21 protein-coding genes are annotated in these 20,113 nt (G+C 44.1%); 10 read left to right on the top strand and 11 right to left on the bottom strand.

The features are described 5' to 3' along the window. Positions 1-83: 83 nt before the first annotated feature. On the bottom strand, positions 84-947 hold the full coding sequence (locus OO774_RS19795) for a DUF6279 family lipoprotein (RefSeq protein ID WP_264908606.1): 864 nt from the start codon (positions 945-947) through the stop codon (positions 84-86). Between the two features lie 262 nt (positions 948-1,209). Here OO774_RS19795 and OO774_RS19790 point away from each other — a divergent pair, with 262 nt between their 5' ends. Then, the gene (locus OO774_RS19790) at positions 1,210-1,383 is read left to right on the top strand and encodes an RNA helicase (RefSeq protein WP_264908604.1); all 174 of its coding nucleotides are present in this window, start codon (positions 1,210-1,212) and stop codon (positions 1,381-1,383) included. Between the two features lie 39 nt (positions 1,384-1,422). Here OO774_RS19790 and OO774_RS19785 read toward each other — a convergent pair whose 3' ends face one another. Then, entirely contained in the window at positions 1,423-2,037 is a 615-nt protein-coding gene (locus OO774_RS19785; protein WP_264908666.1) for a response regulator, read from the bottom strand. 4 nt (positions 2,038-2,041) lie between these two features. Next, positions 2,042-3,778 carry a nitrate/nitrite two-component system sensor histidine kinase NarQ gene (gene narQ / locus OO774_RS19780; RefSeq protein ID WP_264908602.1) on the bottom strand — a complete coding sequence of 579 codons (1,737 nt, stop codon included), beginning with the start codon at positions 3,776-3,778 and terminating at the stop codon, positions 2,042-2,044. Between the two features lie 261 nt (positions 3,779-4,039). On the opposite strand from narQ, the gene napF reads away from it, so the two are divergent. From napF to OO774_RS19750, 6 genes are all read left to right on the top strand, one after another. Then, the gene (napF, locus tag OO774_RS19775) at positions 4,040-4,531 is read left to right on the top strand and encodes a ferredoxin-type protein NapF (protein WP_264908600.1); all 492 of its coding nucleotides are present in this window, start codon (positions 4,040-4,042) and stop codon (positions 4,529-4,531) included. A 34-nt stretch (positions 4,532-4,565) separates the two neighbouring features. Beyond that, positions 4,566-4,874, top strand: coding sequence for a chaperone NapD (locus tag OO774_RS19770; protein WP_264908598.1), 309 nt, complete (start codon positions 4,566-4,568; stop codon positions 4,872-4,874). Further along, on the top strand, positions 4,871-7,360 hold the full coding sequence (gene napA / locus OO774_RS19765) for a periplasmic nitrate reductase subunit alpha (protein ID WP_264908596.1): 2,490 nt from the start codon (positions 4,871-4,873) through the stop codon (positions 7,358-7,360). Before OO774_RS19770 ends, napA begins: the two co-directional genes overlap by 4 nt. Before the next feature lie 79 nt (positions 7,361-7,439). After that, positions 7,440-7,895 carry a nitrate reductase cytochrome c-type subunit gene (locus tag OO774_RS19760; RefSeq protein ID WP_264908664.1) on the top strand — a complete coding sequence of 152 codons (456 nt, stop codon included), beginning with the start codon at positions 7,440-7,442 and terminating at the stop codon, positions 7,893-7,895. Between the two features lie 28 nt (positions 7,896-7,923). Further along, entirely contained in the window at positions 7,924-8,502 is a 579-nt protein-coding gene (locus OO774_RS19755; RefSeq protein WP_237314769.1) for a NapC/NirT family cytochrome c, read from the top strand. A 12-nt stretch (positions 8,503-8,514) separates the two neighbouring features. Continuing rightward, the gene (locus OO774_RS19750; RefSeq protein ID WP_014233789.1) at positions 8,515-8,649 is read left to right on the top strand and encodes a TIGR02808 family protein; all 135 of its coding nucleotides are present in this window, start codon (positions 8,515-8,517) and stop codon (positions 8,647-8,649) included. Between the two features lie 190 nt (positions 8,650-8,839). Here the strand turns inward: OO774_RS19750 and phaC are convergent, their stop codons facing one another. The 4 genes from phaC to OO774_RS19730 all read right to left on the bottom strand — a co-directional run bounded on the left by phaC (position 8,840) and on the right by OO774_RS19730 (position 13,027). Further along, positions 8,840-10,609 carry a class I poly(R)-hydroxyalkanoic acid synthase gene (phaC, locus tag OO774_RS19745; RefSeq protein WP_264908593.1) on the bottom strand — a complete coding sequence of 590 codons (1,770 nt, stop codon included), beginning with the start codon at positions 10,607-10,609 and terminating at the stop codon, positions 8,840-8,842. A gap of 66 nt (positions 10,610-10,675) precedes the next feature. Next, entirely contained in the window at positions 10,676-11,023 is a 348-nt protein-coding gene (locus OO774_RS19740) for a phasin family protein (protein ID WP_264908592.1), read from the bottom strand. A gap of 42 nt (positions 11,024-11,065) precedes the next feature. Beyond that, positions 11,066-12,274, bottom strand: a complete 1,209-nt coding sequence (locus OO774_RS19735) for an acetyl-CoA C-acetyltransferase (protein WP_264908662.1) — start codon at positions 12,272-12,274, stop codon at positions 11,066-11,068. A 12-nt stretch (positions 12,275-12,286) separates the two neighbouring features. After that, on the bottom strand, positions 12,287-13,027 hold the full coding sequence (locus OO774_RS19730) for an SDR family oxidoreductase (protein WP_264908590.1): 741 nt from the start codon (positions 13,025-13,027) through the stop codon (positions 12,287-12,289). A gap of 722 nt (positions 13,028-13,749) precedes the next feature. Here OO774_RS19730 and OO774_RS19725 point away from each other — a divergent pair. Next, positions 13,750-14,370 (top strand): LysE family translocator, encoded by a 621-nt coding sequence (locus OO774_RS19725; RefSeq protein ID WP_264908589.1) that lies wholly within the window; start codon positions 13,750-13,752, stop codon positions 14,368-14,370. 245 nt (positions 14,371-14,615) lie between these two features. On the opposite strand, the gene secF is transcribed toward OO774_RS19725, so the two are convergent. The 4 genes from secF to OO774_RS19705 all read right to left on the bottom strand — a co-directional run bounded on the left by secF (position 14,616) and on the right by OO774_RS19705 (position 19,015). After that, the gene (gene secF / locus OO774_RS19720; RefSeq protein WP_264908587.1) at positions 14,616-15,518 is read right to left on the bottom strand and encodes a protein translocase subunit SecF; all 903 of its coding nucleotides are present in this window, start codon (positions 15,516-15,518) and stop codon (positions 14,616-14,618) included. 2 nt (positions 15,519-15,520) lie between these two features. Next, positions 15,521-17,359, bottom strand: a complete 1,839-nt coding sequence (gene secD, locus OO774_RS19715; protein WP_264908585.1) for a protein translocase subunit SecD — start codon at positions 17,357-17,359, stop codon at positions 15,521-15,523. A 169-nt stretch (positions 17,360-17,528) separates the two neighbouring features. Continuing rightward, positions 17,529-18,008, bottom strand: coding sequence for a hypothetical protein (locus OO774_RS19710; RefSeq protein WP_264908584.1), 480 nt, complete (start codon positions 18,006-18,008; stop codon positions 17,529-17,531). A 338-nt stretch (positions 18,009-18,346) separates the two neighbouring features. Next, positions 18,347-19,015: an SH3 domain-containing protein gene (locus tag OO774_RS19705; protein ID WP_264908583.1), complete on the bottom strand. Its 669-nt coding sequence runs from the start codon at positions 19,013-19,015 to the stop codon at positions 18,347-18,349. A 104-nt stretch (positions 19,016-19,119) separates the two neighbouring features. Between OO774_RS19705 and OO774_RS19700 the strand changes: the two genes are divergently transcribed. Together OO774_RS19700 and OO774_RS24030 are read left to right on the top strand one after the other, a co-directional pair. Beyond that, positions 19,120-19,686, top strand: a complete 567-nt coding sequence (locus OO774_RS19700) for an ATPase (protein WP_264908581.1) — start codon at positions 19,120-19,122, stop codon at positions 19,684-19,686. Between the two features lie 155 nt (positions 19,687-19,841). Next, positions 19,842-20,075, top strand: coding sequence for a hypothetical protein (locus tag OO774_RS24030; RefSeq protein ID WP_319552102.1), 234 nt, complete (start codon positions 19,842-19,844; stop codon positions 20,073-20,075). Positions 20,076-20,113 lie beyond the last annotated feature (38 nt).

Raw genomic sequence — 20,113 nt, 5'->3', positions numbered from 1 at the left:
GCTTTTTTGCATGTTACGCCCACAGTAGAATAAGAACTTGCTTTGAATCAGTTTCTACTTAAAAACAGCGCGAATAACACCTATCAATTGAGAAGCTCCTGCGCTAAAACACGCCAGTCCGTGACTTTGCCGTGAAAATGATCCCACTGCTTTTGGGTCATTGACTGAGAGAGGGAGAGCGTCAGTTGCTCCGCCAGCGCGATGTTGTGATCCACATTTTGAGATAATTGGTCACTATAAAAACTTTCTGGCTCAAACAGTAATTGCATGAACACTTTCTGATATATAGAACTGTCAGATTGGTTGTCGAACAAGTATTCGAGTTCTTGATATATTGACGCTCGATAATTACGCCATAAAGGACTATTGAGAATAACTTGATCAGAAAATTGCGTTACATACCTTTGTTGGTCATCATTGAGTTCCCCTATCCACTCTGTCACCCACTCTTTCGTATTGTCAAAAACAATCTTTCGGACTTCCTTTTCTGTCTTATCCGTATATTTAGCATTTCTCTTTTTATAGTCCTTTTGAACGTTAGCTAAAAATTCACGTTGCTGTTGTGGCGTTAATAACAAGCTCAAAGAGAATAACTCCGGCGCGACCTTGTTGATAATACGGTTATAATGTGCGCGGAATCTATCCCGGTTTTGCTTTAAGTAATTTAATGTAACATCTTCCTCTGTCACGCTTTCCATTTCCTTTAAATGATCAACATATCGCGGTAACTCTTCTGTCTTATGCCACTCAGCTAACAAAAATAACCGCTCTTCGACCAAGCTTTCTTGCTCTTGGTTGAGCGTGACATAATCGTCTAAATATTCGAGGACGAACCAATCCAAATTGTTATATAAAAACTTCTTAGTACAACCAGCCAAAACAAGAATGGAAACCAATATAAGGCTGTAACCAAGCACTTTAGTAGATACACTATGTAATTTAATCACTTACCGGATTCCCTTTTCTTTCGTTTACCCTCTATAATCAGTGGTATCACTTAATATTGCGGCAAACTTACCTTGATGTGACAAATATTTGTTGTCACCCTAATAGAATATAGAGTTTGAAAATAACTTTTAGATCACTACTATCCGCAAAAAAGTGAATTTGAGCGTCGTATTGGTTGGCTTTAAAACAAACCGAACAACGCTCCCTAAAACGGCATAGAATTTGCTTGAATAATTCTAGGATAGTTTATGGAGGCTAAGTATGGCTGCCGTTGAGCAACTTGATAACTGTGTAGAATATGAAATTCTATATTTTGAACAGGGAAAAATGTTCCGCATGATGGTTGACGCCGAGAGCAAAGACTCGGCTTATGAGTTTTATTTGGGGTGTGGGAAGCATATTAGCGACTTGTACTCTATTCGCCCAGATCGTTGAAAACCCACCTCTATGTTAAATAGAGGTGGCTTGTTAGTACTACTTGTTATCGCCAAAACGTTCTAAGTAAAGGACGGTAGCTGCTGTGCGAGACGGTACTCTCAGTTTTTTTAGCAAACTCTTCATATGCACTTTGACAGTCGACTCTGATATGAAGAGACGATCGGCAATTTGTTTATTTCGAAACCCTTTCGCCACTTCTTTGAGTATTTGGCTTTCACGTTCGGTCAACGCATCAAAGACATCTTCTTGCTCACCACGTTCACTGAGATACTTGGCCACTTCTTGACTGTATGTTTTATCACCACTATGGACCTGTTTTAACAACTCTACTAGCTCATCTGGCTCGGTATCTTTAAGCAAGTACCCATCGGCACCAGTGCGAACAATCGCATCAATATCCGCCGGGCTATCCGATACCGTTAATATAACAATGCGCGCTTCACACCCATCGGCTCGCAAGGCTTTTAGCGTATCCAAACCAGACATTCCCTTCATATTAAGATCGAGAAGCACCAAATCCAGTTCTAACTCATGCGCTTTAGCAACAGCATCCGCGCCGTTACTCGCTTCTGCAACCACTTCAAATTCCGGCTCGAAACTTAAAAGTTGTTGAATACCACGTCGCATTAGTGGATGGTCATCCACCAGCATTACTTTATACGCTGTCAATGTTTACTTCCTTACTATGTTGGAATTCAAGTGTTACGGTACAGCCGTTATTTTTCGATGCTTCGACGTGAAGATCTGCATGCAGCCTTGTGGCTCGCTCTTGCATGATACTCATACCGTAATGATTAAGTTTTTCGTCTTGATGCTCAAAGCCTACTCCGTCATCTTCTATTGTTACCGTGATCTTTCCTTCATAATCAAGGCACTGAATAACAATATTGTTCGCTTGCGCATGCTTCATCGCATTAAGGGTGGCTTCTCTGATCAACTGTAGTAAATGAACCTGTTGATGCGCCTCTAATTCTGTTGAAGAAAGACGGTTATTTAGAGATATCTTAGTCGTTGTTTGTTCATTCAACGTCGCGACCATTTCTTGCAACGCCTGACCGAAACTGCCCTCTTTGATCGTTAAGCGGAATGTCGTCAGTAGTTCTCTGAGCTGTGTATATGCAGCAGATAAGCCAGTATCCAGCTCGGCAATGACCTGATTTGCTTGTAATATTGCTTTTTCATCTGGCAAATTTTTCACGCTTCTCTTTAGCAAAGCGACCTGTATCTTCAGGTAAGAAAGCGCCTGAGCCAACGAGTCGTGCAATTCTCGTGCGATGGTGGCTCGCTCTTCCATTAACAATATTTGCTCAGCTTGGCGCTGGGCTCGATTGTAATACACAGCACGGGAAAGGATCTGGACAAAGTTATCGATTAACGAATCATTTGGACAAGGCAGTCCTGCTTTCCAATACAGATACCCCAAGTGCTCACCGTCGAGTATAAGGGGCTCAGCATGACAGGCTTCATCACAGTCATGACAACACTCTTCTCCTTCAGTAAGGACCCAATTAGGCTCGCCAAGCTGTTCGATTTCCAGTTTGACCGCTTTAATCCCTTCCAGACTAGCCAGGTGCTGTAAAATAGCCTGAAAATTCTCCTGACTAATTCGTGACGCTGTCAGCTCTTTTGACGAATCATACAGCACTTCAAGCGATTGATTAGCTTGCTGTAATTTGCGCGTCTTTTCGTCCACGGCTTTTTCTAAACCACGGTATAGCTTACCCAGATCGGTCGCCATACGATTAAAGGTACGCGTCAATATGCCCATTTCATTGTTGCTTGGTGCTTCAAGCGCAATATTGAAAGAGCGATGTTGTATCTGCTGACTCGCCACAACCAAAGAACGTAGCGGCTTCACTACTTCGCGACGAACAAAGAGAACAACGAAGATACTGATACAGAGAATCCCGCCTAACCCCAGGCCACCGATCCAAGCCAAGTTGATCAACTTCTGCTCTGAATAGCTTTGCAGCTTAAAAACAAACTCATCAATCTGCTGAACAAATCCGGCAACTAGCATTTGATAGTCGCTCGGGTCATCCCTCTTTAATACGATTTTGAGTTCATGCCAGCGAGAAATTAAACCGTAATAGTCTTGAGTAATGTCTTCAGGCACCGACCAACTTTGCAACGCTTTCATGGAGGGCGAATAAATGGAACGCTCGAAAGCGTCTATATGAGCAGCGTAATCAACGGACTTAATCTGAATGTCATTGGCCAAGCGATAACTTTGCATACGCATAGACCCTGAAACGTTAACCGCTTCGGCATCATTGAGGCTGGATGCAAGAGTAAATATTGCAAAACCGGTCGTCGCTACAGATAGCAACAAAATACTCAGCATGGCCGTTGCAATCGTCCCTGTTACCGACTTTTTCACATTTTTAAACAACCTGGGTTCCTCACTTTGTTGTCCAATTGGCTTGTGCAGTGAGCCCATGACGTTTCAGCGTCATCAATATGTGATCACTCGCGACAGAATTTATTGATCTAAAACAATAATACCCCCTGATTAACCCCTTGGAGGTATTTATACGAATATGTCAAAAACTACAATCTCGTGAGCGTTAATGACAGTTTATTAATAAAAATTGTGGTCTAAGCTTATCTAAGTACCAAATTTTAAGCTGAGCATCCGCATCGAGGTGGCTAAGTGGTAGACCTTTCAAGAAGAAGACTCTTTGCAAGAAAAACGCACGCCAATGATGCGGTGCGACTACCTTGGTTAGCGCAACCTGAGCACTTTACTGACGGTTGTACTCGCTGTGGTAAATGCATTGATGTCTGCGAGACCAAAATTATAACCAAAAGTGACGGCGGATTCCCATCGGTCGATTTTACTATCGATGAATGTACATTTTGTTATCAATGCGCAGACGCCTGTCCAGAACCACTATTTTTAGCAGAAACAGAACAGCCTTGGCAGGCAAAAGCGCAAATCAATGACCGCTGTCTAGCGAAGAGTAATGTTGAATGCCGAAGCTGTGGGGACATGTGCGACCCAATGGCTATTCAGTTCAAATTAGAACTGGGCAAAGTAGCACAACCAATTTTGAACCTTGATGAATGTAACGGATGTGGCGCGTGCGTTTCAGTGTGCCCAACTTCATCCATCAATGTGAGCAATATAAATATAACTGCCTAGCCGTATCTAGAAAGGCAACAACTGAGAGACCTATATGTCACTAAATGAAGTGCATATTTCAAGTTTGGTAGTACACGTACTGCCTGAGCATCTGGCTGAGATTAAAGCCCAGATCGAAGCGTATGAAAATGCAGAGATCTACGGCGATAGCCCAGAAGGCAAAATCGTGGTGGTGCTTGAGACCGAAAATCAAGGTTTCATCACCGATACTATCGATGCGATTAACAATTTACCGAATGTCTTAAGTACAGTCCTGGTTTACCACCAAATTGAGACTGAGCTTGAACAAGCTGATGAACAAGACACTGGAACACAACATTCCCAAATTGAGGGTGAAGTATGAAAATGACAAGACGTGCGTTTGTGAAAGCAAACGCGGCTGCATCAGCTGCTGCTGTCGCAGGTATTACACTGCCCGCCTCTGCCGCTAACCTGATAGCAAGCTCTGATCAAAGCAAAATTACATGGGACAAAGCGCCTTGTCGTTTTTGTGGTACAGGCTGTTCTGTTCTTGTTGGCACACAAAACGGCAAAGTTGTCGCGACACAAGGTGATCCAGAAGCACCGGTGAACAAAGGCCTCAACTGTATCAAAGGTTACTTCCTGTCTAAAATCATGTACGGGCAAGACCGTCTGACACAGCCATTATTGCGTATGAAAGATGGCAAATACCACAAAGACGGAGAGTTTACGCCGGTTTCGTGGGATGTCGCATTCGATACCATGGCGGAGAAGTGGAAAGCATCTCTAGAGAAAAAAGGCCCAACCAGTGTCGGTATGTTCGGTTCTGGTCAATGGACCGTAATGGAAGGCTACGCTGCGGCAAAAATGATGAAAGCAGGCTTCCGTTCGAATAACATTGACCCGAACGCACGTCACTGTATGGCATCTGCGGTAGTTGGCTTCATGCGTGCCTTTGGTATTGATGAGCCAATGGGGTGTTACGACGACTTCGAGAACGCAGATTCATTCGTGCTTTGGGGTTCTAACATGGCCGAGATGCACCCTGTTCTCTGGACACGTATCACTGACCGTCGTCTGAGCCACCCTCACGTGAAAGTAAACGTGCTTTCTACTTACTACCACCGTTCATTTGAGTTGGCGGACCACGGTTACATTTTCACTCCTCAGTCTGATCTTGCGATCGCAAACTTTATTGCCAACTACATTATCGAAAATGACGCGGTAAACTGGGACTTCGTCAACAAGCACACCAACTTTACACAAGCTGATACCGATATCGGCTATGGCTTACGTGATGACGATCCGTTACAAAAAGCGGCCAAAAATCCAAACTCAGGCAAACTCACTTCGATCTCTTTTGAAGAGTACAAGAAGTCTGTCGCTCCTTACACCGTTGAGAAAGCGTCGGAAATCTCAGGTGTTGAAAAAGAAAAACTGATCGAACTTGCGAAGCAATACGCGGATCCAAACACAAAAGTGATGTCACTTTGGACCATGGGTATGAACCAGCATACTCGTGGCGTATGGATGAATAACCTGGTTTACAACATCCACTTGCTAACGGGTAAAATTGCGACTCCGGGTAACAGCCCATTCTCGCTGACGGGTCAGCCATCAGCTTGTGGTACGGCACGTGAAGTGGGTACCTTTGCTCACCGTCTGCCAGCAGACATGGTGGTTGCAAACCCTAAACACCGTGAGATTGCAGAGAAAATTTGGAAATTACCTGAAGGCACGATTCCACCAAAACCTGGCTTCCATGCGGTTCTCCAAGATCGCATGCTAAACGATGGCGTATTGAACTGTTACTGGGTTCAATGTAACAACAACATGCAAGCTGGTCCGAACATTAACACTGAGCGTCTTCCTGGTTACCGTAACCCGGACAACTTCATTATTGTATCTGACCCATACCCAACCGCGACAGCGCAAGCGGCAGACTTAGTACTTCCTACCGCAATGTGGATTGAGAAAGAAGGCGCTTACGGTAACGCAGAACGCCGTACTCAAGCCTGGTATCAACAAGTTGGTACTGTGGGTGAGGCGAAATCAGACTTATGGCAAGTCATGGAGTTCGCGAAACGTTTCAAAATGGAAGAAGTATGGCCAGAAGAGTTACTGGCAAAAGCACCAGAGTATCGTGGTAAGACCATGTATGACATGCTGTTTAAAAACGGTCAGGTCGACAAGTTCCCTGTCGATGAAGCACGTGAACTGAACGACGATTCTCATCACTTTGGCTACTATGTTCAGAAAGGCCTGTTTGAGGAGTACGCCACCTTCGGTCGAGGCCATGGTCACGACCTGGCACCATACGATGTTTACCATACGGTGCGTGGATTACGCTGGCCAGTTGTCGATGGCAAAGAAACGCAGTGGCGCTTTAAAGAAGGCTCGGATCCATACGCGAAAGCTGGCTCAGGCTGGGATTTCTACGGTAACGCAGATGGTAAAGCGAAGATCATCTCTGCGCCATACGAAGCGCCACCAGAAATGCCGGACTCAGAGTACGACTTATGGCTATGTACAGGCCGTGTTCTTGAACACTGGCATACTGGTACCATGACTCGCCGTGTTCCAGAGCTTTATAAAGCGGTTCCAGACGCAGTGTGTTACATGCACCCGGATGACGCGAAAGCGCGCAATGTGCGTCGCGGAGAGGAAATTCTCATCGCTAATAAACGTGGTGAAGTACGTGCTCGCGTAGAAACCCGTGGTCGTAACCGTCCGCCAAAAGGCTTGGTATTTGTACCATTCTTTGATGCTCGTATTTTGATTAACAAGTTAATCCTGGATGCGACTGACCCACTGTCAAAACAGACAGACTTTAAAAAGTGTCCAGTCAAAATCACCAAGATCGCTTAACGCTTCAGATATCGAATAATATGGCCGTCCTCGTGGCGGCCTGAAAAAGAATTTAAGCCATAAAGGCGGAGAAGAAATGATGAAAAAATTACTTGTCGCACTTCTATCTGTAGGTGCTTTAATGACAGGCATTGCACAAGCTGAGTTAGACAATCCGGGAGGCACTGGCGGTTTAGAGTCTCTACGTGGCATGTCTCAACTAGAAGATACTCGCGCTGCTGACGAGTTTAAAGACTTCCCAAAAGATCAAATCGTTGAAGACAGCTTTGTTTATCAGCCACCGTTGATTCCACATAGTATCCGTAACTATGAGGTTTCTTTAAACGCGAATAAATGTCTTGCCTGCCATAGCTGGAAAAATGCCAAAGCGTCAGGTGCAACAAAAATCAGCGTAACTCACTATGTTAACCGCCAAGACGCAGTGCTTGCTGATGTCTCTCCTCGTCGCTTCTTCTGTTTGCAATGTCACGTTCCGCAAACGGATGCTAAGCCACTAGTGGAAAATGAGTTCCAGTCCGTAGATTCACTTCAGTAATTGAAACGCGAGTGCTAAGAGGTTACTTATGAAAATACTTAAAGCGTTTTGGAATAGACTGAAGAGCCCGAGCAAAGCGGCCGCTGGTGTGGTTTTGTTCCTAGGTTTTGCTGGCGGTCTGCTGTTTTGGGGTGCATTTAACACGGGGATGGAAGCGACGAATACCGAAGAGTTCTGTTCGGGCTGTCACGCGCCAATCGTTGCTGAAATCAGAGAGACGATCCACTATTCAAACCGCTCAGGGGTACGAGCTATCTGTTCAGATTGTCACGTTCCGCATGAGTGGACAGATAAGATTGTACGTAAGGTTCAGGCTTCCAAAGAGTTGTTTGCTCACTATGTGCTTCGTACCATTGATACACCAGAGAAATTCCAGGAACGCCGCGGACATTTGGCAGAACGAGAGTGGGCTCGTATGAAGAAGAATGACTCGTTAGAGTGTCGTAACTGTCACGAGTTCGACTTTATGGACTATTCACAACAAGGCTCCCGTGCTTCAGCTCAACACTCAACAGCGTTGGCTTCTGGCGATAAAACCTGTGTCGATTGTCATAAAGGTATTGCACACAAATTACCTGATATGCACGGCGTAGAAGGCTGGCAATAAGGAGAACTGACCGTGAGTACACTAGAATCTGTGATTTGGCACATCCTTGGATACAGCGCAATGCCAGTAATTATTCTATCTGGTTTTGTTGGCGTCGCTGCCGTTTCTCTGTGGGTATTGTCACTGGGTAAAGATAAGAACCTGTAATCCATCAACGTAATGCATGGATACGCTAAGGCAACCATGTTCGAAACTTGTTCATGCATCAATCAATAAACAGCGCTGGGTAATCTCAGCGCTGTTTTGTTTTACGCTCGACCAATAAAAAAAAGCGACCACGTGGGCCGCTAAGAGTATCGCCAAATTTTAATGCTAAAGGAAACATAACCGTTCAAGCTTATTTCACAGGCAATACCTGTTTCACATAAATACCCGGCGCTTCATCAATCACGGGATTGTCTTCAGAGCCAGTAGGGAATGGTTCAACCTGCTCTTCTGGATTGAACTGAAGTAACCATTCATTCCAGTGTGTCCACCAAGACCCATCTTTGCGTTCTGCATTGCTGAGCCATTCTTCGGCAGACTCATCTAGCGTATCGTTGAGCCAATAGCCATATTTACCCTTAGACGGCGGATTGACGATACCTGCTATGTGTCCCGATTCACCGAGAACAAACGTCTTATTGCCGCCAGTGTTCAGAGCACCGCGATACGTACCTTGCCAAAGCGCAATATGGTCTTCTTTGGTAGAAACAAAATAGCTCGGGATTTTAATCTTATTCAGATCCATCCAAACGCCACCAATTTTCACGCCTTTATCTTGTATTAGCTTGTTCTCTAGATAGAGCTCTCGAAGCAGGAAGTTATGGGTTGCAGCACAGACATTGGTACTGTCGCTGTTCCAGTACAACAAGTCGAAATCCACCGGACTATTACCTTTTAAGTAGTTGTCCACGTAGTAGTTCCAGTACAAGCTGTTTTCACGCAACAAACTGAACGTCACACTTAAAGAGCGGCCATCCATATAGCCTTTCGCGTTGTTCTGCGCTTCGATTGCGCTGATGATCACGTCATTGATATAAGCGCCCACTTCTCCCGGTTGAGAAAAGTCTAACAGCGTAGTGAAGAACGTCGCTGATTTAATGCGTTTTTTCATTCGCTTCGCAGCATAGTAGGCGATAGTACTAGCAAGAACAGTCCCACCAATGCAGTAGCCAGCCGCATTGATCTGCTCTTGACCCGTAATGTCTTCAATTGCTGCTACCGCTTTCACCACGCCTTCCGTGACGTAATCACCAAACTCAACTTCGGCTTGATCTTTGCCAGGATTTCGCCAGGACATCATAAATACGCTGTGTCCTTGCTCTAGCAGCCAACGAACCATTGAGTTCTTCGCGGTAAGATCTAAGATGTAGTACTTGTTGATAAACGGCGGTACGATCAGTAGAGGTGTCGCATTGACCTTCTCCGTCAACGGGCGGTATTGGATAAGTTCAAACAGTTCGTTTTTGAAAACCACATCACCCGCGGTGGTTGCGACATCTTCGCCAACACGGAACGCATTGTTGTTGGTCATACGGACTTTCAAAATATCCGCGCTAGACTCAACATCTTCTTTAAACTGCTCTAAGCCTGCTAACAAATTTTGACCGTTTTGCTCAATTGTTAGTTTTAGAAGCTCTGGGTTGGTTGCGATGAAGTTAGAGGGGGAGAGGGCATTAATCGCTTGGCGGGAAAAGAAAGTAATGCGTTCTTTCGCCTTTTCATCTAAGCCTTCTATCGACTCGATGGTGTCCAGGTACGTCTTACTAAACAGTAAATAGGATTGCTTGATGAAGCTGTACATCGCCTCATTTTGCCAATCCTCATGAGAAAAACGTTTGTCGCCCCTATCCGCTTCGATTGTTTGCGTCTGATTACCTGCCAAAACGACGTTCTGCCAGATTTGCAACTGCTGCTCCCACCACTCTGCTTGTAGCTTAAGAATCGCAGCAGGTTGATTGGCAGCTTGTTCATACAGTTTGGCAGTGTCCTCAAAGTTCACTTCTTGCATAGCCTTGTTCAAAGGAGAATTCACGACTGCCTTGTTAACTTCGAAATCATGCCACCATTGTTGATTGGTTTCCTGAAGCTTTACAAGATAGTCCGAAAAGAAGTGTTGAAACATAGTCTTACTCCTATATTCGGAAAAAACAACGCCGCCCAAGTCTAGGGGCGGCGAGAATCGGACAAATTACGCTGGAGTAACAGTCTTAAGATTTTCCGAAGTCATTTTCTCAACGTCTTCTTTGAATTCTTTTGCGATAGATTGCAGCTTGTTGCTGTCATCCATCATTTGTTGAGAAAGCTTAGTCAGTACGCTTAACTGCTGGCTATTAAACGCAGTAAGAGAAGTCACGTCTTTGATTTCTGACGCCGCTTTCATCTGCGTAATACCCATTTCACTGTAAGTACGCATTGCGTTTAGTTGAAGCTCAGTTAGTACTTCAACGTTTTTAGTCACAAGCTTGTTAAACTTCAAGTAAGGTTCTAGCGTTTTTTCTGTTTGATCGCTGAATGTTTTGAAAAAATCAGTGTACATGGTGTATCTCCTAGATAAATGAATATATGTCCGTTTAAAAAATTACTTAATTGCTTTTAGAATAACAGCTGTCCCCATACCGCCACCCACACACAGTGAAGCCACACCGTATTGGGCGTCCTGCTTATGAAGCTCGTGAACTAAAGTGACCAGGATTCGGTTACCTGATGCACCAAGTGGGTGACCTAATGCAATCGCTCCACCGTTAAAGTTAGCCTTGTCTTGAATCGCACTTACTGATATTTGGTTGGTTTCCGCCAACTGATGAATCACACCGAGTGCCTGAGCAGCAAACGCTTCATTCAACTCGTATACGTCAATATCCTGAATAGTTAGGTCTGCTTTCTTCAGCGCTTTATTCACCGATTCAACAGGTCCGAGACCCATGATCTTCGGATCGAGACCTGACTGCGCGTAGCTGACAATTTCAGCTAAAGGAGTCAAGCCATGAGCTTGAACTGCGCTTTCAGATGCGACGATAATTGCACTCGCCCCATCGTTGATACCCGATGCATTACCCGCTGTGACTGTACCTTCACGGTCAAATGCTGGGCGAAGCTTGCTCAACCCCTCGAGTGTCGCATTGGCTTTCGGGTATTCGTCAGTATCGAAAAGAACCGTTTCACGGCGCTGTTTCACTTCCACTGGCACGATTTCATCTTTGAATTTACCCGCTTCAATCGCTGCGACTGCTTTTTGCTGGCTGGCTAAGGCAAACGCGTCTTGCTGCTCACGAGTGATACCCACTTCCTTCGCCACATTTTCCGCAGTTACGCCCATATGGTACTGGTTATAAATATCCGTCAACCCGTCAGTGATGAGCAAATCTTTCATTTCCATATTGCCCATTCTGTTACCATCTCGGACGCTACTCGGCACCGTGAATGGGATTTGAGACATCACCTCAACGCCGGCAGCAACCACCACTTGAGCATCACCGCTGCGAATGTGTGAAACCGCATCCATCACGGTTTTCATACCACTACCACACACCATGTTGACGCCATACGCTGGCACAGACTCTGGTATGCCAGCAAAAATTGCCGCCTGACGACCCACACCCATCCCTTGACCTGCGCTTACAACATTACCGACGATTACTTCATCAACCTTATCGCTGCCTAATTTTGCAGCTTCGAGTGCGCCTTTGATAGCGACTGCCGCTAAGTTACCCGCCGAAGTATTTTTTAAACTGCCACCAAATGCGCCTATCGGTGTACGCTTAGCTGCTACGATATAAACTTTTTCCATCATCTCTATCCCTTAGTGCATGTAAAGGCCGCCGTTCACCGACAGTGTTTCGCCGGTAATATATGCGCCTGCATCACTCACTAAGAAGCTAACAGATGCTGCAATCTCTTCTGGTGTCGCTAAACGCTTCATTGGAATTTGACTGGTAATCGACTCCAACACTTCAGGTTTCATTTGTTCCACCATCGGCGTTCCTGTGTAGCCCGGTGCAATCACGTTAACAGTAACGCCTGAGCGTGCACCTTCGAAAGCCAACGCTTTAGAAAAGCCAATCATCCCAGCTTTCGCAGCAGAGTAGTTGGCTTGACCAAACTGACCTTTCAACCCATTAACCGACGAGATATTGATGATACGTCCGCCACCTTTTTCACACATTGCTGCGAAAATTGGTTGAGTAACGTTGAACAAACTGTTGAGGTTGGTATTGATCACATCGTTCCAAGCTTCTGCGGTCATCTTCTTAAAGACGCCATCACGAGTAATACCAGCGTTGTTGACAACAACATCAAGCGTCCCCTCTTCTTGAAGCAAAAGGGCTAGCGTTTCTGCACACTGAGCAGTGTCCGTAACATCTAACTCTAAAAGGCGAACCTGATCTTTGGTAAACCCTTTGCTGTTAAACCACTCCAACGCGCAATCATAGTTGCCAGTGTTGTAAGTGGCGATAACTCGAAAGCCATCGTTCACGAGTTGAGAGGAAATTGCGGAACCAATTCCGCCTTTTGACCCTGTGATCAAAGCGACTTTATTCATTGACGACTCCATTCTTAACGGAAAATAAAACAAATCTATTTTCAAAGCTTCTAATTCAAATCCCGATGTTTTTATTTTTCAATCGGTAGAAATCCTTGAATGCCTTTAATTTTAATCTACTCCAGAAATATTACATTTCAAATAAAACTATAGTCTATTTCTCTATTATTGATTTAGATCTCACAAATAGTGAAAGGTTAATAAATTGTTAATTTAATGCAACGTATTGTTTTTAAAAGATATTTAATCTAATAAAAAGCCACACAACAATTAAAAAAATTCATAAAACACAACATGTTAGGTGATTAAAAGACAATTACACTCTTTAGTGATGCAAGATCATGTTTAATATTTACCGAGACTTTCATTAATAAAAAATAGAGTATTAATTCAAAACCAATTATTATTCTATCAATGTAAACGTTTACTGAGTTTAAAACGATAATATCGATTTATTTGTAATTCTTGAATATAAACCTTAAAAGATAATTATTATTGATTACTGATTTATAATATTAATAATTAAAATAAGTAATTCGCTCTTAGCTGGTGCAAGCGCACTAATATGACGCAAACATTAAGCTATCATGTATTTTAATTTAATATACTTAGTTAAGTTCAATAATATAAATGTAAGGGTGATTAAAAGTTAGTAGTAGCATCCACAACAACTTTGCACTATCTTTGTGAATCGTCCTTTTATTACCTAATCGATAACACCTATGAATATGACATTGCTTAGTATGTTCATCCCTACCTTCTTTTTTGTTTCAATCACGCCAGGGATGTGTATGACTCTCGCACTCACGTTAGGAATGAGTGTCGGATATCGTCGCACACTATGGATGATGATTGGTGAACTCGCTGGGGTAGCGCTTGTTTCGGTATCGGCAGTGCTGGGTATTGCAGCAATCATGCTGAATTACCCGTGGTTATTTGTCGCACTTAAATTTATCGGTGGCGGATACCTGCTTTACCTAGGTATTGAAATGTGGCGTTCACGAGGCAAACTTGCCATCAACATAGAGACAGAATCTACCTTACCTCAAGATAACTGGAATTTAGTTATACAGGGTTTCGTGACCGCAATTGCGAATCCAAAGGGTTGGGCTTTTATGATATCTCTACTCCCACCATTTATTGATCAAAATGCTGCACTTGCGCCTCAATTGGCGGTTTTAATTTCAATCATTCTGATGTTTGAATTCATTTGCATGTCACTTTACGCTACTGGTGGAAAAGGGCTAAAGCGTGTATTAGGCCATTCAAAAAATGTACGTCTAATGAATCGTGTTGCAGGTACTTTGATGATGGGTGTGGGAGTTTGGCTATTAATGAGTTAATGCCAGTCGCTTAACGCCTATATTCGGGTCATTCCAGCGAGCTATAGCGAGACTAGGAATCTAATATCAACAAGCTAAAACAATATAGGAATTATTTTGGCAGCAAAGTGTTCGGATAGAAGATTCTGAATCACGCTACTTCGTCGCTGTTCAGAATGACGGATGATAATACCGTTTGCTGTTAAACGAACGGTATTAACTCTAAATGAGTGGCGCTTTTCCTTACCTGTAACGAGAAATAGGCATTAAGGCGCACTATCAATCTCTACTGGTAAATAATGTTTTGGCTCCAATTTCAATCGCTCTGGTAAAACGGTACCAATTGAAATAGACGACCAAGTGCCCGATAGAACGCCAATAAACATGGCAGTAGAAAATCCAGCCAACGCAGATCCGCCCATGATCCACAATGCCCCGACTGTGATTAATGTGGTTCCGGAAGTCACCATGGTACGAGGAAATGTCGCAATGACAGCTTGATCATTGATCTCTTCTGTTTTCCAGCTCTGCTTCGCGATCAGCAGCTCTCGAATTCGGTCAGCGATGATGATCGAGTCATTGAGAGAGTAACCAAGAATCGCCAAAATTGCGGCAAAAACAGTCAGGTTAAACTCCATCTGAGTAAGCGCGAAGAAACCTAATACAAGCACCACATCGTGTGCTAGGGCGAATAATGATCCGCTGGCTAAACGCCATTCAAAGCGGAAACATAAGTAAGCCAGGATGGTTAATACCGAAACGAGCAGCGCGAGACCACCTTGCTCAAACAGGTTCTGACCGACTTGCGCCCCGACAATACTGTTACTGACCACATCGACTTGATGCGAAATCGGCTTTAATACATCCGCAACACTTGGTAGCTCTTGGCCTTGTTCTGGCGCTGAATAGCGAATCACCCAGCGACCTTCTTCGCCAGAACGTGTCACAGATGTCGATTCACCCAATTCAGGCTGTAACGCACTCAGCAAATCTTGATTGGTTAACTGCTTGTCGATTCTAATTTCTGTCACCATCCCGCCGGTAAAATCAAGGCCTAGGTTTAACCCTCTCATTCCCAACGCGGCTAGCGCAATCACAGTTAAAATTAGTGAAACTACGGTAGTAAAGTAGCGAATTCTACGAATATGCTGCTGTAATATTTTGACCATGATTAAACCCTCACATCACGACGGGCATCACGGCCCCAAATTAAGTTGATCATTGCTCGAGAAGCAAATACGCCGGTAAACATACTGGTTAACAGACCCAAACCTAGCGTTAAAGCAAAGCCTTGGATCGGACCGTTACCAATGGCGTACAAAATCACAGCGGTAATCATGGTGGTAATATTGGCATCAAGGATGGTGGCAAATGCGCTGTCAAAGCCAAGATCGATAGCCTGTGCAAAGCTTCGGCCTTCACGCATTTTGTCCTTAATTCGTTCAAAGATAATCACGTTAGTATCGACAGCCATGCCGACCGTAAGGACTAAACCTGCGATGCCCGGCAGAGTAAGAACTGCGCCCGGTAACAGAGCGATCAACCCCAGTAAACACAGCATGTTGGCACACAGAGCCACATTCGCGATCCAACCTAAACGGCGGTACCAAAGCGCCATAAACGTCAGCGTTAGACCTAGACCTAAAGCCAATGCCGCAAAGCCATTTTGGATATTTTCGGCACCAAGAGAAGCACCAATTGTGCGCTCTTCAACAATGGTGACTGGTGCGGTCAGAGAGCCAGCTCGCAGTAAAAGTGCCAGTTGCTGTGCTTCATCCATGCTTCCTGCACCAGTAATACGGAACTGGCTGCCAAGCTGAGATTGAATCGTCGCAACACTGATGACACGTTCGTTACGCTCAGTGACACCGCGTTCATTCGTTGTGTATTCACGGTAAACCGTCGCCATTGGTTTACCAATATGGGTGGCAGAAAAGTCACTCATTTTCTTACCACCAGCATGGTCGAGCGAGATATTTACCTCTGACATGCCCATCTTGTCCACACCAGCACGAGCGTTCACAATGTGCTCCCCAGTGAGTACCGGACGCTTACTCAGTGTCACGGTGCGACCATCATTGTCTTTTAGCACCAAATCTTGACTGCTTTGCGCTTTGCTTGCGTCTTTCACTTCATAGAAAGCCAGGCTTGCCGTAGCACCAATCACATTTTTCGCTTGTGCCGGATCTTGAACACCTGGTAGCTCAATGCGAATGCTCTCTTTACCCTGACGCTGAACAAGTGCTTCCGTAATACCCAATTCTTCAATTCGGCCACGCATGATCTTCAGGTTCTGCTGTAAAGTCGTGGACTGGAAATCCTGGATATTTTGCTCACTAGGCTCCAGCACGAATCCTCTCACTGAGCTTTTTGCTACCCATCCTGGGTAATTTTGCTGCAAGAACTGGTTTACCTCAGCGAGTGCCTTTTCACTCTCACTGTTTACTGCAATACGATTACCACTTTCAGCGCGAACCTGTACGCCGCGTGTTCGATTGTCACGCAGGTCAGCTTTGATCTCATCGATCAGTGCGTCTCTTTGCTCTTCGAATGCTTTATTTACATCAACATTCAACAGGAACTGCACACCACCACGTAGATCAAGGCCCAGCTTAATCGGGTTAAAGCCCATCTCGCTCAACCATTCTGGTGCAACAGAGACATACGAGAAGGTGATGCTGTCATCTTTACCCAACTGTTTATTGAGCAGAACACGAGCTTTGCTTTGCGCGTCTTCACTGCCAAAAACGATGGTTGTTTTGCCGTCTTTTTCGATGATTCTGTCTGTGGAAATATGGTTCGTTTTAAACAATTGATTGAGCTGTACCAGCGACATTTCACTCTGGTTTTGGTCAGAAAAGGTCACTTGGATCGATGGCTGCTCGCCAAACCAGGTCGGAATGGCGCTCAGCGTCAGGATAATGATTGTCGCGATAAGCACGACATATTTCCAGGCAGAATAGTGGTTTAGTAATTTTCTACTTTTGGCTGGTTTTGGTGTTTTCTTCATATAAACATCATCCCCTCACCCTTAGGTGAAGATTTTACTTTGATAGAGTCAAGACACGACAACCTACGCCCAGAAAATAATCCAGGATAAGAATGCTCAGAACACAGATCTGTTCTGATGAATACCGTCGTCGTGTTGAGATTGCACAGAATGTGCTGAGTGATGGTGTTTAGGCAGAAAACTGACTGTTGAGAGCAACGTACATCGCATTGGATTCTTTCCAACCAGAAAGGCGATAGTCACTTGTGAAATGATGAAAAATGGACTGGTTTTGACGCCAGTTGATATTGATTAGGCTGTAACTATAGCCAACATCAGCATAGTAAGGCGCATTGAGGTCGCCGACAAAATCGACATCTTCGTCACCAATCTCTTCCCGGACATGAGAGAGCCAGCGCTGCGAATTAAATATCGCTGACGAATCTGAATGTGCATGACCTTCAGATACAGGCGCACGCGTGGATTCTTCTGACGCCTCAGAAATGTCATCGTCTGAAATTGGGGATGTGCTTGCTGCAACAAAAGGCTGCAGTTTACTGAAATGCGGTAAGTGAGTTCTCTGATCAGCTTGGGCAGCCGAAACATGCACTGGCAGTAATACCATTGCAAGCAGCAAAAAAAATAGCTTTCTAAGATAAATCAGCGGCATGAAATCTCACTAAAACAAAAAACAAACCGAGTTAAAAACTAAATAAACTCTTAGCTTTAAACAAAATACGCAAACTAGTTCGTCATTCTGAACAGCGAGGAACGAGCGTAATTCAGAATCTACTATTCGAGAGCTTTGTTACTAAAGTGATGACTAAAACATCCCTACAAACTGATACTAGATTCCTAGTCTCGCTATGGCTCGCTGGAATGACACCAACAATTTACATTCAGTTTATAAACTCGACGCGGTCAATATTATGCCTATTGATTAAGCTGAACAACTAAAAAGATCTAAATCTCTGATTCCATCTTTGCCATTAGGTAAACGCTTTGCGTCTAACGATAGAATATTTCGCCACTATCGACGTCCAGATAGATTTTATTCTCTTGCTCCAGGCCACCACAGTAAATGAAGTACACATTGCGCTGCTTATAGGTCACGGAACGAACCCACCCGCCGAGTTCTGTGAAGTCTTCTGGCTCACACGTATTATCGTCCAACAGCAGTTGTGTCTTGTTGCGGAATATTTCTAGATTTTCTTTTAAATCGTCAGATTTTTGTAAATACCCATCGAGTATCTCTAAGCGCTCTTGTTCTTTGATCACTGGTTCAGCATCCGAAAGCCCTTTTGCATCTAACCATTCCGCAGTCTCCTCACCGCCTTCCTCGTAAACGAGATAATCGGAGATACGATACCAACCGTTAGACTTTTCCAAAACGACGACCTTTTCCCCTTTGTAGATCGTATCAACAACTAACGCGTTATGGTCTGGTTTGTTGTACGCGCTAACCTGACGTTCAATCACGTAATATTCCATCGTTTCAGGCGGTACCGCTTCCAAATCCATAACCGGTTTTGGCGCTGCTTCTTTTACTCGATCTTTAGGAGAGGTCGCTTCGGCTGCCTGTTCAGGCTGATCCTTTTGCATAAAGACGAAATAGCAACCAGCCCCAGCGCCTCCAAGCAGCAACAAAACAGCAATCGCGATAAGCGCTTTCTTCATATCTTTTCCCTTCTATTTTGGGCAAATATCCCAAAAGATACTTGATTATACTTCGCCAGCAATAAACTATAGTTAAAAGAGTCGCTTAACTAACGTGAATAATAATGATAAACAAGCTTAAATGGATACTTTTGCTTTTCGTCTTCCCATCGGTATGCTATTCAAACGTGCCATGCACCCCATCCTCATGGAATGATAACCTTAATGAATACAACAGGCTAGAAGCCAAGTACAATAAACATGTTAAAGTCTTCAACGCTCTTCTGATGGAACATAAACAGCGACCACTGTTATCTAAAGAGTTTTCTCCTGACGAACTTGTGCTGCTATGGCGTGTAAAATCTCGTAGAGATATGCTCCAGACCCAACTAGACGCATCTATAAAATATCGCCAAGAGTTAACTCAAAAAGCTAGTGAAATAACGAAACTCAGCACACAATCTAAATGGTCGGCCAACGGTTGGGAGAAATTAGCTCAAAGTTGCAAATTGTCAGAAAAGATGTCAAATCAAATTACCGCGGAGTGGTATCAGACTAATGCGAACCAACTAGCTGAAGACTATACTAAATTATCCTCACTTTATCTTGGTTTAGCCGCCGTCTACGAAAGAGAAGCGAGAGCATTAACATCAGCGAAACATCAGCGAAACATAAATTCAGCCACACCTTAATCTGCCGCACCAATTTGAATCATTTGCATTCAATCTGGATAAATTTAAGAGACACAGGTCACAATAATGCTTTACTTGTGGCTAATAATTGGGTACTTTAGCCATTAATAAAGTTTAACATATAGTCACAACTGGCTGGAGATGATGCTACAAAAATGGTTATCAATCGATTAAGTAACAGGCAAGCCCCTAATACTACTAAAGCCAAGTTTTTGTCAGTAGTTAGGCACGTAAAACAATTCGGTTCAATCAGTGATCTGGACCTTTGTAAAATCTTCGGAGAAACAATTTGGAGCGATGGGAGGGAATACCATTCAGCTGCTTTCTCATTTAAAGTAGATAGACGGACCGGCAATTGTGAAATATCACAATACAAAAATAGCCAATAAATCGTAAAGAATTCTAAAGCGAAGTCAGTAAACGGACT

The organism is Vibrio sp. STUT-A11, from assembly GCF_026000435.1.
GTDB lineage: Bacteria > Pseudomonadota > Gammaproteobacteria > Enterobacterales > Vibrionaceae > Vibrio.
This window is presented reverse-complemented; position numbering and strand designations above follow the sequence as displayed.